General features: G+C 69.4%; 12 protein-coding genes and 1 tRNA gene. 4 read left to right on the forward strand and 9 right to left on the reverse strand.

Annotated features, from left to right (window positions below; all coding sequences use genetic code 11):
* Nucleotides 1-19: 19 nt before the first annotated feature.
* The gene (ispB, locus tag ACKTT0_RS10510) at nucleotides 20-985 is read left to right on the forward strand and encodes an octaprenyl diphosphate synthase (RefSeq protein ID WP_407849852.1); all 966 of its coding nucleotides are present in this window, start codon (nucleotides 20-22) and stop codon (nucleotides 983-985) included.
* A 5-nt stretch (nucleotides 986-990) separates the two neighbouring features.
* Nucleotides 991-1,067 (forward strand) — tRNA-Pro (locus tag ACKTT0_RS10515).
* A 106-nt stretch (nucleotides 1,068-1,173) separates the two neighbouring features.
* Here the strand turns inward: ACKTT0_RS10515 and ACKTT0_RS10520 are convergent.
* Together ACKTT0_RS10520 and ACKTT0_RS10525 are read right to left on the reverse strand one after the other, a co-directional pair.
* Nucleotides 1,174-2,778 carry a gamma-glutamyltransferase family protein gene (locus ACKTT0_RS10520; protein WP_407849853.1) on the reverse strand — a complete coding sequence of 535 codons (1,605 nt, stop codon included), beginning with the start codon at nucleotides 2,776-2,778 and terminating at the stop codon, nucleotides 1,174-1,176.
* A 59-nt stretch (nucleotides 2,779-2,837) separates the two neighbouring features.
* The gene (locus tag ACKTT0_RS10525) at nucleotides 2,838-3,860 is read right to left on the reverse strand and encodes a Bug family tripartite tricarboxylate transporter substrate binding protein (protein WP_407849855.1); all 1,023 of its coding nucleotides are present in this window, start codon (nucleotides 3,858-3,860) and stop codon (nucleotides 2,838-2,840) included.
* A 153-nt stretch (nucleotides 3,861-4,013) separates the two neighbouring features.
* On the opposite strand from ACKTT0_RS10525, the gene ACKTT0_RS10530 reads away from it, so the two are divergent.
* On the forward strand, nucleotides 4,014-4,928 hold the full coding sequence (locus ACKTT0_RS10530; RefSeq protein ID WP_407849856.1) for a LysR family transcriptional regulator: 915 nt from the start codon (nucleotides 4,014-4,016) through the stop codon (nucleotides 4,926-4,928).
* Between the two features lie 65 nt (nucleotides 4,929-4,993).
* On the forward strand, nucleotides 4,994-6,112 hold the full coding sequence (locus ACKTT0_RS10535) for a mandelate racemase/muconate lactonizing enzyme family protein (RefSeq protein ID WP_407849857.1): 1,119 nt from the start codon (nucleotides 4,994-4,996) through the stop codon (nucleotides 6,110-6,112).
* A gap of 33 nt (nucleotides 6,113-6,145) precedes the next feature.
* Here ACKTT0_RS10535 and ampC read toward each other — a convergent pair whose 3' ends face one another.
* The 7 genes from ampC to mobA all read right to left on the reverse strand — a co-directional run bounded on the left by ampC (nucleotide 6,146) and on the right by mobA (nucleotide 13,409).
* Nucleotides 6,146-7,360, reverse strand: coding sequence for a class C beta-lactamase (ampC, locus tag ACKTT0_RS10540; protein WP_407849858.1), 1,215 nt, complete (start codon nucleotides 7,358-7,360; stop codon nucleotides 6,146-6,148).
* 50 nt (nucleotides 7,361-7,410) lie between these two features.
* A complete protein-coding gene (locus ACKTT0_RS10545; RefSeq protein ID WP_407849859.1) occupies nucleotides 7,411-9,309 on the reverse strand; it encodes an LTA synthase family protein in 1,899 nt (632 codons plus the stop codon).
* A 47-nt stretch (nucleotides 9,310-9,356) separates the two neighbouring features.
* A complete protein-coding gene (gene nudC / locus ACKTT0_RS10550) occupies nucleotides 9,357-10,118 on the reverse strand; it encodes an NAD(+) diphosphatase (protein ID WP_407849860.1) in 762 nt (253 codons plus the stop codon).
* A gap of 183 nt (nucleotides 10,119-10,301) precedes the next feature.
* Nucleotides 10,302-10,877 (reverse strand): hypothetical protein, encoded by a 576-nt coding sequence (locus ACKTT0_RS10555; RefSeq protein ID WP_407849861.1) that lies wholly within the window; start codon nucleotides 10,875-10,877, stop codon nucleotides 10,302-10,304.
* Nucleotides 10,878-10,970: 93 nt separating this feature from the next.
* Nucleotides 10,971-11,504 (reverse strand): molybdopterin-guanine dinucleotide biosynthesis protein B, encoded by a 534-nt coding sequence (gene mobB / locus ACKTT0_RS10560; protein ID WP_407849862.1) that lies wholly within the window; start codon nucleotides 11,502-11,504, stop codon nucleotides 10,971-10,973.
* Between the two features lie 22 nt (nucleotides 11,505-11,526).
* The gene (moeA, locus tag ACKTT0_RS10565) at nucleotides 11,527-12,819 is read right to left on the reverse strand and encodes a molybdopterin molybdotransferase MoeA (protein ID WP_407849863.1); all 1,293 of its coding nucleotides are present in this window, start codon (nucleotides 12,817-12,819) and stop codon (nucleotides 11,527-11,529) included.
* Nucleotides 12,816-13,409, reverse strand: coding sequence for a molybdenum cofactor guanylyltransferase MobA (mobA, locus tag ACKTT0_RS10570; protein ID WP_407849864.1), 594 nt, complete (start codon nucleotides 13,407-13,409; stop codon nucleotides 12,816-12,818). Before mobA ends, moeA begins: the two co-directional genes overlap by 4 nt.
* Nucleotides 13,410-13,432: the final 23 nt, after the last annotated feature.

A 13,432-nucleotide genomic window follows, 5' to 3' on the forward strand; every position in this document is an offset into this window, starting at 1 on the left:
GTTATCTGCCGGATACGTTTTGAATCTCCCAGAGCTGATCGCCCCCATTGCCGATGACATGAAGGCCGTCGACGCGGTTATCCGCGGACGCCTCGATTCGGAAGTCGTACTCATCCGGACGATCGCCGACTACATCATCGGCGCCGGCGGCAAGCGCATGCGGCCGGCCATGGTGCTGATGATGGCGCGCGCCCTGGGCTACCAGGGCGAGAACCACCGGCTGCTGGCCGCCGTGGTGGAATTCATCCATACCGCCACGCTGCTGCACGACGACGTGGTCGACGAATCCGACCTGCGCCGCGGCCGCGAGACGGCCAACGCCATGTTCGGCAACGCCGCCAGCGTGCTGGTGGGCGATTACCTGTATTCCCGGTCGTTCGAGATGATGGTCGAGGCCGGTTCGATGCGCATCATGCAGATCCTGTCCGAGGCCACCACCGTGATCGCCGAGGGCGAGGTGCTGCAACTGCTCAACGTGCACGATCCCGACGTCTCGCAAGACCGCTACCTGCAGGTGGTGCGCTACAAGACCGCCAAGCTGTTCGAGGCCGCCGCCCAGGTGGGGGCGGTGCTGGCCGGCGCCACGCCGGCGCAGGAAGAAGCCGCCGCCGCCTACGGCCGGCACATCGGCACCGCCTTCCAACTGGTCGACGACGTGCTCGACTACAGCGGCGACGCCCACGCGCTGGGCAAGAACGTCGGCGACGACCTGCGCGAGGGCAAGCCCACGCTGCCGCTCATCCGCGTCATGGAAACCGGCACCCCGGCCCAGCGCGAACTGATCCGCAATGCCATCAAGGAAGGCGACGCCGACTTCGCCGCCGTCGCCGAGGCCATCCAGGCCACCGACGCGCTCGAACACGCGCGCCGGGCGGCCGATGCCGAGGCCGATGCGGCCCGCCAGGCGCTGGCCGCCTTCCCCATTTCCGTTTATCAGAAATCCCTGTTAGAATTCTGCGCTTTCGCGGTGAATCGTGACCGCTGAAAAACCGGGGCGTAGCTCAGCCTGGTAGAGTACTGCGTTCGGGACGCAGGAGTCGGAGGTTCGAATCCTCTCGCCCCGACCATTCATTTGGTCGAATTCCTGGCGGTGTTTCCCACGCCGCCGCAAGAAGCCGGTATCGCGCAAGCGGTGCCGGCTTTTTTGCGTGGCGGGCGCGAGGCCGCCCGCAATCAATAGCCGGCGGGGTAGCCGTCCTTGCGGTGATCCGACGCGGCCAGATAGCCGCCTTGATCCAGCCTCATGGCCAGTTGGGCGCTGCCGAACTCCAGGTCGAAGCGCGGCGCCACCTCGACGGGGTGGCCGTACTCGCGCAGTTGCTCCACCGTCTCGGGCGGGCAGTTCCATTCGACCGCCACGCCGAGGTTGTCGTCTTTCACGCGCCAGCGCGGCGCATCGCTGGCCGCCTGCGGGTTCTGGCCGAAGTCGGCGACCCGGCTGGCGATTTGTACATGGCCCTGGGCCTGCATGGAGCCGCCCATGACGCCGAAGCTCATCAAGGGCTGGCCATTCTTCATCAGGAAACCGGGAATGATGGTGTGGAACGGGCGCTTGCCGGGCGCCACTACATTGGGATGCCCGGGGCGGGTGGAGAAGCCCCAGCCGCGGTTCTGCAGCGCGATGCCGGTGCCGGGCACCACCACGCCGGAGCCGAAGCCCTTGAAGTTGGACTGGATGAACGACACCATCGTGCCGCGCCGGTCGGCGGCCGTCAGGTAGACGGTGCCGCCGCTATGCGGGTTGCCGGGGCGCGGCGCGCCGGCGCGCGCCGGGTCGATCAGCCTGGCGCGCTCGGCCAGGTAGGCGGGGTCCAGCAAGTGCGCGCTGGATATCTGCATGTGTTCCGGATCGCCCACGTGCGCATAGAGGTCGGCGAATGCCAGGCGCATGGCCTCGATCTGCAGGTGCAGGGTGCGCCCGGTGTCGCGGCCGGTGCCGGACAGGTCGAAATGTTGCAGCATGCCCAGGGCCATGAGGGCGCCGATGCCTTGGCCGTTGGGGCCGATTTCGAACAGTTCGTACTCGCGGTAGCGCATGCTGATCGGCTGCACCCAATCGGCCTGGTGACGCGCCAGGTCCGCTTCGGTAATGTAGCCGCCCGTGCCGCGCGCGTGCGCGGCGATGGCGGCGGCGAGTTCGCCGCGATAAAAACTCTCGCCTTGGCTGCGGGCGATGCTTTCCAGCGTGGCCGCTTGTCCAGGGCAGCGGAAGCGCTCGCCGGGCAGCGGCGCGCGGCCGCCCGGAGCGAACGATTCGGCGAAGCCCGGCTGGCCGCTCAACTTGGCGATTTGCTTTTGCCACTGGCGGTGTACCGTGGGCGAGACCAGGTAGCCATCGCGGGCGTAGCGGATGGCCGGCTCGAACAGGTCTTCGAAGGGCAGCGAGCCGAATTTTTCCCAGATGGCGCGCCAACCCGATACCACGCCGGGTACCGTCACGCTGCCCCAGCCGATCGGGTCCATGCTGTCGAGATGGGCGAACTTCCCGGTTTCCCAGGCGGCCGGTGCGCGGCCCGAGGCATTCAGGCCATGCATCTGCCCTTCATGCCAGACGATGGCGAACATGTCGCCGCCGATGCCGTTCATACAGGGCTCGACCACCGCCAGCGTAATCGCGGTCGCCAGCGCCGCGTCGATCGCGTTGCCGCCGCGGGCGTACATTTGCAGGCCGGCGGCGCTGGCCAGCGGCTGCGAGGTACTGACGACGTTGTCGGCCAGCAGGGGCATGCGTTGCGACGGGTAGGGCAACTGCCAGAAGGGGTCGGTGGGAATGGGCATGGATACGGGATCGTAGAGGCGGGCCGCCGCCAGGCGGCCCGGAAAAGGAATGGCGTCGCCTATTTGCCGAGCTGGATGTCCAGCGACTTGACCTTGTCGCGCCAGAATGCCTGCTGGTCCAGGATGAATTGCGGCAGCGCCTGGCCGGAGATCTCGCTCACCTGGAAACCCTGCGCCTCGATGGCCTTGCGAAATCCCGCGTCGCCCTGCGCCTGGTCCAGCGCCCGGGCGACGATGTCCAGGCGGTCGCGAGGCGTGCCCTTGGGCGCCATCAGCGCGAACAGGTTCTCGGCTTCCAGGCCCTGCACGCCCAGTTCCTTGAGGGTGGGCACCTCGGGCATGACGGGCAGCCGCTTGGCCGAGGCCACGCCCAGCACGTTGATGCGCCCGCCTTCTTTATGGGGCAGCGAGCTGGTCACACTGTCGAACATGAAGACCGAAGAGCCCGCGATCACTTCGGGCAGCGCCTGGCTGCTGCCTTTGTAGGGGATCTGCAGGGCCTGCACGCCGGCCTGTTCCTTGAATATTTCGCCTTCCAGGTTCGACAGCGTGCCGGCTCCCATCGACGCATAGTTGTATTTGCCGGGCGCGGCCTTCAGGTAGGCCACCAGGCCGGCGTAGTCCCGGATGCCCAGGCTGGACGGGGTCACCAGGATGTGCGGCGCGCTGGCGATGGCGCCCACGGCGTCGAAGTCGCCGTCCAGCGAGACCTGCTGCTTGCCGTTGACGGCCTCGTAAATGGAATTGGACATCACCGACGAGATGTACAGCGTGTAGCCATCGGCAGCCGAGCGCGCGGCCGCCTGCATGCCGATGAGCCCGCCGGCGCCAGGGCGGTTCAGCACCACCACCGATTGTCCCAGGGTATCGCCCAGTCGCTGGCTGAGTTCGCGGGCCAGCACGTCGGTGGCCCCGCCGGGCGGGAAGGACAGGATCAGCTGGATGGATCGCTGCGGAAAATCGGCGGCCCAGGCGGCGGCCGCCGCGGCCGACAGCGCGAGCGCCGCCGCGGCGCGCAGGAACCAGCCGCGTCCAGGCGCGCGCGTCACGATCCGGTCTGGTTGGTGAATTTGAATGGCCATGCGCTTTCCCCTTGATTAGTCAGTGGCGGGTCGGCGCGGGATCTGGGCCCCTTCGTCACGGCCGCCGGATAGGTCAGATCATTCTAGGAATTGCTGTTTAGGCAATCAAGTTCAATAATTAGCAGGCCAATTGCCTTTTTAGGAACCAGTGCCATGCTCAGTACGGCGCATCGTCATTTCCTGGAAGTCGTGCGTGCCGGCAGCATCAAGGATGCGGCGGCGGCGCTGCACGTGGCGCCATCGGCGGTCAGCCGCCAGATCGCCAAGCTCGAGCACGGCTGCGGCGCCGCGTTGTTCGAGCGGCGCCCGCACGGCATGGTGTTGACGCGCGCCGGCGAGATACTGGCCGACTACGTGCGGCGCGTCGCCATGGACGCCGATCACGTGCTGCGCGATATCCGCAGCCTGCGCCAGGCCGAATTGACCACCGTACGCATCGGCTCGAACGAGGCCGTGGCGCGCAATGTGCTGCCGGGCATCCTGGGTGCGTATCGTGTCGAACATCCCGATGTGGCGTTCCAGGTGCACATCGCGTCGCCAGGCGTGGTGGCGCAGCGCCTGCGCGACGGCTTGATCGACGTGGGCCTGGCGTTCAGTCTCAAGCCGGGCGGCGGCATCGACGTGCGCTACGAGATCGTCTCGCCGGTGCGCGTCATCATGGTGCCCGATCATGACCTGGCCGGACGGGCCAGCGTGTCGCTCGATGATTTGCGCCATTACCCCGTCGCCCTGACCGATTCGGGCACGACCGTGCGCCTGCTGTTCGACAATTCCGTCGCGGGCGGCGACGGCCCGCCGTTCGACGTGGCTTATTCGAGCAATTCTTCGTCCGTGATCCGGGCCATCGTCGAGGCCGGCCATGCGGTCACGCTGGCCGGGGAGATCACGCTGGCCGAGCCGTTGCGGCGCGGCGCGCTGGTGGCCGTGCCCCTGCAGCAGCCGGCATTCGCCGAACGCACCCTGCAGGTCCAGACCGCCAGCCGGACCCTGCCCGAGGCGACCGAGCGCTTCGTCCGCCGCCTGATCGCCGTGTTGTCCGGCGACGCCGGCGCGCCGGCGCGAGCCTGAGCCGCGGCGGCAGAATGGCCGGCGCGCGCCGGCGGCCTTATCATGTGCCGACAAGGAGGCGCCCCATGTCCGTCATTCAATCGGTGGAGATCTTCCAGGTCGACCTGGCTCCCAAGGTCGTGCGCACGGATGCCGTGCAGAGCTTCGAGCGGCAGGAAACTCCCATCGTCCGCATCACCGATGCCGATGGCGTGGCCGGAGTGGGCTACAGCTACACCATCGGCACGGGCGGTTCGTCGGTGCTGCGCTTGCTCGACGACCACCTGGCGCCGCTGCTGGTGGGACGCGAGGCCGATCATATCGAGCAGATCTGGCGCGACTTGTTCTTTCGCGTGCACGCCACCACGGTAGGGGCGCTGACCTCGATCGCGCTGGCCGCCATCGACACCGCGCTGTGGGATCTGCGCGCACGACGGGCCGGGCTGCCGCTGCACCGGCTGGCCGGCGGCGCCAAGGACAGTATTCCGCTTTATTCGACCGAAGGCGGCTGGCTGCACCTGGAGCAGGCGCAACTGGTGGACGAAGCGCTCAAGGCGCGCGAGGCCGGTTTTGGCGGCACCAAGCTGAAGGTGGGGCGGCCCCACGTGGCCGAAGACGTGCGGCGCATCGCAGCGGTGCGCGACGCGGTGGGCGATGGCTGGGACATCATGACCGATGCCAATCAGGGGTTCTCGCTGGACGAGGCGATTCGCCGGGTGCGCCGCTTCGAGGCGCTGGACATCGCCTGGTTCGAGGAACCCGTCCATGCCGATGATGTCGATGCCCATCGCCGGCTCAGCCAGTCGACCAGCGTGCCCATCGCGGTGGGCGAATCGCTGTACAGCCTGTCGCAGTTCAAGGATTACCTGCAATGCGGCGCGTGTTCGATCGTGCAGGTCGACGTGGGCCGCATCGGCGGCATCACGCCATGGCTGAAGGTGGCGCACCTGGCCGAGGCCCACAACGTGCCCGTCTGCCCGCACTTCTTGATGGAGATCCACGTGGCGCTGTGCTGTGCCGTGCCCAACAGCCGTTGGCTGGAATACATCCCCCAGCTCGACCTGGTCACCCTGCAGGGCATGCGCATCGAGAACGGGCGCGCCGTTCCCTCGGCCGAACCGGGCCTGGGCATTTCCTGGGACTGGCAGCGACTGGACAAGCTGACCCTGCACCGCAGCCGGCATGCCCGGACTGGCCCGCGCTGAGTATCGCCGCACTCAGCCCACGAAGGTGCGCGATTACGGCGCGCCCTGACCGGCAGTGGGCGCGCCGAGTACCTGGGGTTGTGCCCGTTGCGCCGCTTGCAGCACGCGATACGCGAAACGCACCCGCGCCTCGATCGGATGGCCCTTGTTCGCCAGCACCACGATGCCGATGCGGCGCGCCGGCACCAGCGCCGCGTAGGCGCCGAAGCCGTTGGTCGAGCCGGTCTTGTTGATCAGCACGTCCTGCCGCGGCGGTTGCGGCGGGTCCAGCGCGACGACTGGCTTGTCTTCGAACACCATGTCCGGGCCGTTGCCCCGCAGCAGGGCGTCAAGCGTGACGGGATACGCATATTGTTCCCATACCAGGTCCTGGGTCATGGGCCCGTGCCGGAAGTATCCGGCGTGCGTGGCGGCGATGGCGCGGTCGAGCGTCGGCCCGGCCGTGCGCACGCCCAGGTTCAGTTCCACGAAGCGCAGCAGGTCGCGGGCGCTGGTCTTGACGCCGTAGGCTTCGTCGGCCAGCACCGCCGGGTTCAGGCGCACCGGCGCGTCCTGGCGGTTGTATCCCTGTGCATAGCGTTCCATGGCTGCCGCCGGCACGGCGATATAGGTACTGGACAGGCCCAGTTGGCCGAACAACCCCGCCGCCGCGGCGCGATAGGGCTGGCCCAGGCTGCGCGCCGCGGCCACGCCCAGCATGCCGATGCTCGGATTGGCGTAGGTGCGGTGCGAACCGGCCGGGTAGCGCGGCTGCCATGCCCGCAAGTAGTCATAGAGCTGGGCGGTGTCCCGCACCTCATCCGGCACTTGCAGCGGAAAGCCGCCCGCCGTATGGGTGGCCAGGTGCAACAACGGTACGTCGCCGAAGCGGCTGCCGGCCAGTTCCGGCAGGTGCCTGGCGATGGGGTCGCGCAGCGACAGCTTGCCGGCGGCCTGCGCGTAGGCCGCCAGCGTGGCGGTGAAGGTCTTGCTGATCGAGCCGATCTCGAACAGCGTGTCGCCAGTCACCGGCCGGCGCGTGGCCTTCGAGGCCACGCCGTAGTGGTAGAGCCGCGCCTGGCCGCCGATGCTCACCCCGACGGCCAGGCCGGGAATATCCTGCTCGCGCATGAACTGCCGCGCCGCGTCGCGCACCGCCGCGTCGAGTGCCGCCAGGCCGGCGTCCTCGGCGGCCGCCGGCCTGGCGGCGACCCCCGTGCCGGCGATGCACAGGCACAGCGCCGCCAGCATGCACTGCCGGCGCCGCATGGCGGGCCGCGAAGATGGCGCGACACGCGACCGATCGAAGCCGGGCGCGGTCATGCGGCCTGGCGCCCGTCCGGCGGCACGCAGTAGCGGCCCTCGCGATACGCCCAGCTCGGCCACAAGGCATGGGCCAGGGCTTCTTCGGCCAGCGCCGGGTCGACGGCGACGGGCTCGTAGGTCTCCGGCACGCCGTAGCGGAACTGCACGGGCGCTTTGCCGGGCAGCAGCACCAGCAGGTCGTCGCCTTTCAGATAGCCGTAGTTGTTCTCGTACTGCATGATGGCCCGGTCGGGGATGCCGCGCGTCAGGTCGCGCCCGATCATGGGGTGCGTGCAATCCACCCCGGCCAGCGACAGCAGGGTGGGCGGCAGGTCGATCTGGCTGACCAGGCCCGCGTCGCTGCGCGCCTCGATGCCGCCGCCCAGGATGACCGCGGGAATGTGGAAGTGGCGCACCGGCACCAGCGTGTCGCCGAACACGCGCGAGTCGTGGTCGGCCACCACCAGGAACACGGTGTCGTCCCAGTAGGGCGCCTGCCGGGCCTGCTCGAAGAACTGGCCGAGCGCCCAGTCGGCATAGCGCACGGTGTTTTCCACCGTGGCGGGGTTGCCGTCCACCGTGATGCGCCCGGCCGGGTATTCCCAGGGCGAGTGGTTCGACACGCTGAAGGCCAGCGTGAACGACGGCCGGTCGCCGTCGGCGCGCAGACGGGCGTCCAGCTGGGTGAACATGTCTTCGTCCGAGGCGCCCCAGGTGCCCACGAAGGCGGGGTCGGTGAAGTCCGGGCGGTCGACGATCTCGTCGAAGCCATTGCCCAGGAAGAACGCCTTCATATTGTCGAAGTGCGACTCGCCGCCGTAGATGAAGCGCGAGTGGTAGCCATGGCGGCCCAGCACGTCGGCCAGGGTGAAAAAGCCGCGTTGCGCCGCCGGCAGCTTCAGCACGGCCTGGGCGGGCGTCGGCAGGAAGCCGGCAGTCACTGCCTCCAGGCCGCGCACCGAGCGCGTGCCGGTCGCGTAGGCGCGCGTGAAGGCCCAGCCCTCGCGTGCCAGCGCGTCCAGGCGCGGCGTCAGGTTGGCGCCGCCCAGCGCCGCGCTGTATTGGGCGCCCAGGCTTTCTTCCAGGATGATCACGATCTTGGCAGGGCGCTGGCGCGCGCGCGACGGCGCCTGGTTGTGCACGCTGGGGTGCGACGCGACGGCGGGCGGCTGCGGCAGGCCCGCGCACGACAGCACGACCTCGTGCATGCGCGCCTCGGGCATGCGGCCATAGACGGCCGCGGCGGATTTCTCGTGCTTCATGCTGTAGACCGCGTAGAACACGTTGTACAGCGAGTTCAGCGGCAGCGTGTTGAGCATGCCGTCGTTGCAATAGGCGACCGTCGACGGGTTGATGGGCCGGTGTCCCAGCGTGCCGCGTATGGCCAGGATCACCGCCGCCAGGATCGCCAGGCTGCCCAGGGCCATCTGCCACCAGGCCCAGCGCGCGCCGGCGGCCGGCGCGCCGAACAGCGCATGTCCGACGACCGCCAGCACGACCAGCGCCACCAGCGCGCCGGCCAGTTCTGCCTTGTAGCCGCGCCACAGCATGCCCGACACCTCGCGCGGATGCTTCAGGTATTCGACGAACAGGCGGTTGGGCCGGGTGTCGTATTCGTTGATGAAGGCCGGGGTGGCGACTTCGAGGAAACCCAGCAGGATCCAGCAGACCTGCAGCCAGATGCCGGTGGCCGCGGCGGCGGCAGGCAGGTGGCCCAGCCAGGGCGACAGCACCGCCGGCAAGGCCGCCAGCACGGCGATCTGGTGCGTGTCGATGCGCAGCCCGCCCAGCAGGATGGGCGCCAGCCCGCCGGCTTTCTTGACGCGGCGCCACTGCCAGGCCGCCAGCGCCAGGCGGCTGCCGGTCAGCAGCACATAGGCCGCGATGATGAACACTAAGGTCGAATATCGCATAGAGAGTCCGCGGCCCGGTCGCCTGGCGCCCGGGCGGAAGGGGCAGATTACAGGGAGGACCCGGGCGGCAGGTTGGCCCGCACCAGGCGGCCGGCGATGGACTCGCGCATGGGGATGTCGGGCAGTGCGTCGCCGGGGCCGAACCAGCGCGCCTCGGCGATTTCTTCTTGCTGCAGGCGGAGCTCGCCGCCGGCGTATTCGGCCGTGAAGGCGATCATCAGCGAATGCGGGAAGGGCCAGGACTGGCTGCCGAAATAACGCAGGTCGGTCACGCGCAGGCCCACTTCCTCATAGACCTCGCGGTGCACGGCGTCCTCGATGCTCTCGCCCGGCTCGACAAAGCCGGCCAGGGCAGTGTGGCGCGCCGTCGCATAGGTGGCGTGGCGCGCCAGCAGGATGCTGTCGCCCCGGCGCACCAGCACCATCATCGCGGGCGAAATGCGCGGATAGGACGACAGGCCGCAGGCCGGGCAGCGCATGCAGAATTCGTGGGCCGCCGGCTGCATCGGCGTGGCGCACACGCCGCAGTATTTGTGCGTCCGGGCCCATTCGGCGATCTGGAAGGCGCGTCCCGCCATCGCCGTCCGGTCGCCCAGCTCGGCCAGCAAGGCGCGCAGCTTGCGGAATGCATAGCCGGGCGGCGCTTCGGCCGAGGCCGGCACATGGGTGGTGCGGTATTGCGGGTCGCCCAGCAAGACCGGCTGCAGCGCGTCGGGCCGCAGGCCCAGCACCGCGCAGGCAGTCGCATCCGGCAGGTCCAGGCTGGCCTCGTGCACCAGCAACTCGTTGCCACGGAAGATGAAATTCAAAGGGCTTCCTTGCAAGGGGGCGTTATTTACGGAAGGCAGTTGTCGCAGTTCAGGCGCTACTTTACCGCCAGAATGCGACGCAGGCGCATCCGCCCGGCGGGCCGCCGCCGGGATCTGGCAAGCCGCGCGGGCGCGCCCGCCGGGCGGGCGCGCCCGCCGGGCGGCGCGTCCCTTGGCGGCGGTTCAGTCGGCCTCGGGCTCGCGCTGCGGCGGCTTGAGCGGATCGAAGTCGGCCCAGCGATTGTCGCGCCACACGCCTTCGGCGCGTTCGACATCATGGCCGTGCGTGGCGCGCAGCAGGCGGCAGGCCTGGCGTTCGTGCTGGCTGTCCGTATGCAGCGCCAGCAGCAAGCCGGCCGGCCGCACTTCCGCGTGTTCTTCGACGGCCTGGCCGCCGAGCCGCTTGCGCACGTGGCCGGCCACCCACAGGGCGCCGATCAGCGAACCGATATAGGCGCCGACGCCGGCGGCCGCCAGCACGGCCACGGCCGATTCGGCCAGCAGCCACACGATGAGTCCGCCGGCTACCGCGAACACCAGGCCGAAGCCGGCGCCGCCCAGCAGGGCGCCCAGGTGGGCCGGGCCGGCATCCGGGTCGGATTTGCGATCGCCTCCATAGGGGTACCTGGCATGTTCTCCCGCGCTGTTGACGTAGAACACGTGGACGTCCTGTTTCTGGAACCCTTCGGCAAACAGGCGCTCGGCGGCGCCTTCTACTTCCGGGAAGCTGTCGAAACGGGCTGCGACGATGAGGGACATGGCAATCTCCTTGCGCCTGGCTTAGGCAGATTGACATGTATTGATGCTACTACCGCGCGTTGCGCGCGGCGCAGCGTTTTGCAACGCCTTTTTTCAGGCCCGCCCCGCCAGCCGCGCCACCGCCAGTTCCAGCGGCCAGGCCAGGGTTTCGACCAGGTCGGCGACGGCCTCGCTGTCGTCCAGCGATACGCGCGGCAGCGGCGCGTGGGCCGGCGCGGTGTCGCTCGCGATGGCGCCGATGCTGGGATCGTCCGGGAACAGCCAGGGCTTGCCGTTGGCCTGCCGGTGGACTTCGATCTTGATATGGGCGTTGCGCTTGAAGCCTTCGACCAGGATGAAATCCACCGGGCTCATCCGCGCCAGCAGCTCGCCCAGTTCGGGCTCGGCGGCGCCGCGCAGTTCGTGCATCAAGGCCCAGCGCGCGGACGAGGCGACCAGCACTTCGGTGGCGCCCGCTTCGCGATGCCGGTGGGAATCCTTGCCCGGCGTGTCGATGTCGAAGGCGTGGTGCGCATGCTTGAGGGTGGAGACGCTGTAGCCGCGCGCCTTCAGGGCCGGGATCAGCTTGGCGAGCAGGGATGTCTTGCCCGCGCCGCTCCAGCCGGCAAATCCTATGATTCTGGTCATTCGGGGCTCGTGGGTGGGGGCTTCAGATCAGGCCGTCGAAGGGCAGCACGTCGACCAGTTGGCCTGCCGCGACCTCGCCCTGGTCGTGGTGCAGCACCACCAGGCCGTTGGCCTGGCTCATGCTGCGCAGGATGCCCGAGCCCTGCGAGCCCGTGACGGTGGCCTGCCAGCCGCCGTCGGGCGCCGGCGCGACGATGGCGCGCTGGTATTCGGTGCGGCCGGGCTTCTTGCGGATGGCGCGCGTGGCGGCGCAGCGCAGCAGCGGCAGGGTCTGCGGGGCGGCGCCGGCCATGGCGAGCAGGGCGTCGCGCACCAGGGCGTAGAAGGTCACCATGACCGCCACCGGGTTGCCCGGCAGCCCGAACAGGATGGCATCGCCGTGTTCGGCGCGGATGCGCCCGATGGCCATGGGCCGCCCGGGCCGCATGGCGATGCGCCAGAACAGGACGTCGCCCAGTTGCGCCATGACGGTCTTGGTGTGGTCGGCCTCGCCGACGCTGACGCCGCCCGAGGTGATGACGGCGTCCGCATTGGCGGCCGCCGTGCCGAAGGCCTCGGCCAGGGCCGCCGGGTCGTCGCGCACCACGCCCAGGTCGAGGATGTCCACCCCCAGGCGCTGCAGCATGCTGTAGAGCGTGTAGCGGTTGCTGTCGTACACGCAGCCCTCGTCGAGCGGTTCGCCGATGGAGCGCAGTTCGTTGCCGGTGGAGAAGAAGGCCACGCGCAGGCGCCGCACCACCGGCACTTCGGCCTGGCCCAGCGAGGCCAGCAAGCCGATGTCGGCGGGGCGCAGGACGCGGCCGGCCGACAGCGCGCTGTCGCCGGCGGCGAGGTCCTCGCCGGCCAGGCGCCGGTTGTCGCCGGTGCGCACCGCGCCGGCCGGGATGACGATGCGGCCGCCTTCCTGGCGCACGAATTCCTGGGGCACGACGGTGTCGAGCCCGGCCGGCATGACGGCGCCGGTCATGATGCGCACGCACTGGCCGGCGGCCGCCTGGCCGGTGAACGGCGTGCCGGCCAGGCCGCTGCCGGTTACCTGCAGCACCGTATCGGCGTCGGCGGCCAGGTCGCGACCGGCGAACGCGTAGCCGTCCATGGCGGAGTTGTCGTGGGCCGGCACGTTCAGGTGCGAGATCACGTCGCGTGCCAGCACGCGGCCCAGCGCCGAGCGCAGCGCCACCATTTCCACGGCGCGCAGGCGCGGCACGAGCTGGTCGATGAAGGCGCGGGCCTGGGCCACCGGCAGGGCGTCGGGATCGTAGCCGCTGATGCACGAGGCGATGGCGGCCAGGCTGGGAGGCAGGGGTCGGGTCATGGCTGCAGCTGTTGCAATTCGGCCAGGGTATTGGCGCCGGCGAACGCATGGGCATCGTCGAAACGGACCTCGGCGCAGCGGTGCTGGGCGGTCCAGGCGTCGATCTTGCGCTGCCCGCCGTGCAGGAAGGCCAGCAGGCTGGCCAGCAGCGAGGTCTTCAGCAGGCAGAACACCGGCTGGGTGCGCAGCGCGCCGCCTTGCGGCGTGGCCGCCATGGCGATGTCGGCGTCCTGTTCGGCGAGCCCCTGCGCCAGGCGCTCGACCAGGTCCGCCGGAAAGCGCGGGCAGTCGCAGGGGACGGTGGCCAGGTAAGGGGTTTCGCAGCGTTCCAGCCCGGCCGCGAAGCCGGCCAGGGGGCCGGCGAAGTCGGGCAGGGTGTCGGGCCAGACGGGCACGCCCATGGCTTCGTAGGCGCCCAGGTTGCGGTTGGCGTTGATCATGACCTGGCCGACCTGCGGGGCCAGCCGCAGCAGCGCATGCAGGGCCATCGGCATGCCCAGGTAGTTCTGCAGGCCCTTGTCGACGCCGCCCATGCGGCTGCCGCGCCCGCCCGCGAGTATCAGGCCCGTGATGTCGGTGGTATCGATCATGAGACTCGATAGTGTGAGGCCGC

Source organism: Bordetella saccharivorans, from assembly GCF_045862855.1.
Lineage (GTDB): Bacteria > Pseudomonadota > Gammaproteobacteria > Burkholderiales > Burkholderiaceae_B > Bordetella_A > Bordetella_A petrii_F.

What these genes read in the sequence shown, in the direction of transcription:
- ACKTT0_RS10530 (WP_407849856.1), top strand. Translation starts at nt 4,014, where the DNA reads ATGCTCAGTACGGCGCATCGTCATTTCCTGGAAGTCGTGCGTGCCGGC.
- ACKTT0_RS10525 (WP_407849855.1), bottom strand. Translation starts at nt 3,860, where the DNA reads ATGGCCATTCAAATTCACCAACCAGACCGGATCGTGACGCGCGCGCCT.
- ampC (WP_407849858.1), bottom strand. Translation starts at nt 7,360, where the DNA reads ATGCGGCGCCGGCAGTGCATGCTGGCGGCGCTGTGCCTGTGCATCGCC.
- mobA (WP_407849864.1), bottom strand. Translation starts at nt 13,409, where the DNA reads ATGATCGATACCACCGACATCACGGGCCTGATACTCGCGGGCGGGCGC.
- ACKTT0_RS10520 (WP_407849853.1), bottom strand. Translation starts at nt 2,778, where the DNA reads ATGCCCATTCCCACCGACCCCTTCTGGCAGTTGCCCTACCCGTCGCAA.
- ACKTT0_RS10535 (WP_407849857.1), top strand. Translation starts at nt 4,994, where the DNA reads ATGTCCGTCATTCAATCGGTGGAGATCTTCCAGGTCGACCTGGCTCCC.
- ACKTT0_RS10545 (WP_407849859.1), bottom strand. Translation starts at nt 9,309, where the DNA reads ATGCGATATTCGACCTTAGTGTTCATCATCGCGGCCTATGTGCTGCTG.
- ACKTT0_RS10555 (WP_407849861.1), bottom strand. Translation starts at nt 10,877, where the DNA reads ATGTCCCTCATCGTCGCAGCCCGTTTCGACAGCTTCCCGGAAGTAGAA.
- moeA (WP_407849863.1), bottom strand. Translation starts at nt 12,819, where the DNA reads ATGACCCGACCCCTGCCTCCCAGCCTGGCCGCCATCGCCTCGTGCATC.
- mobB (WP_407849862.1), bottom strand. Translation starts at nt 11,504, where the DNA reads ATGACCAGAATCATAGGATTTGCCGGCTGGAGCGGCGCGGGCAAGACA.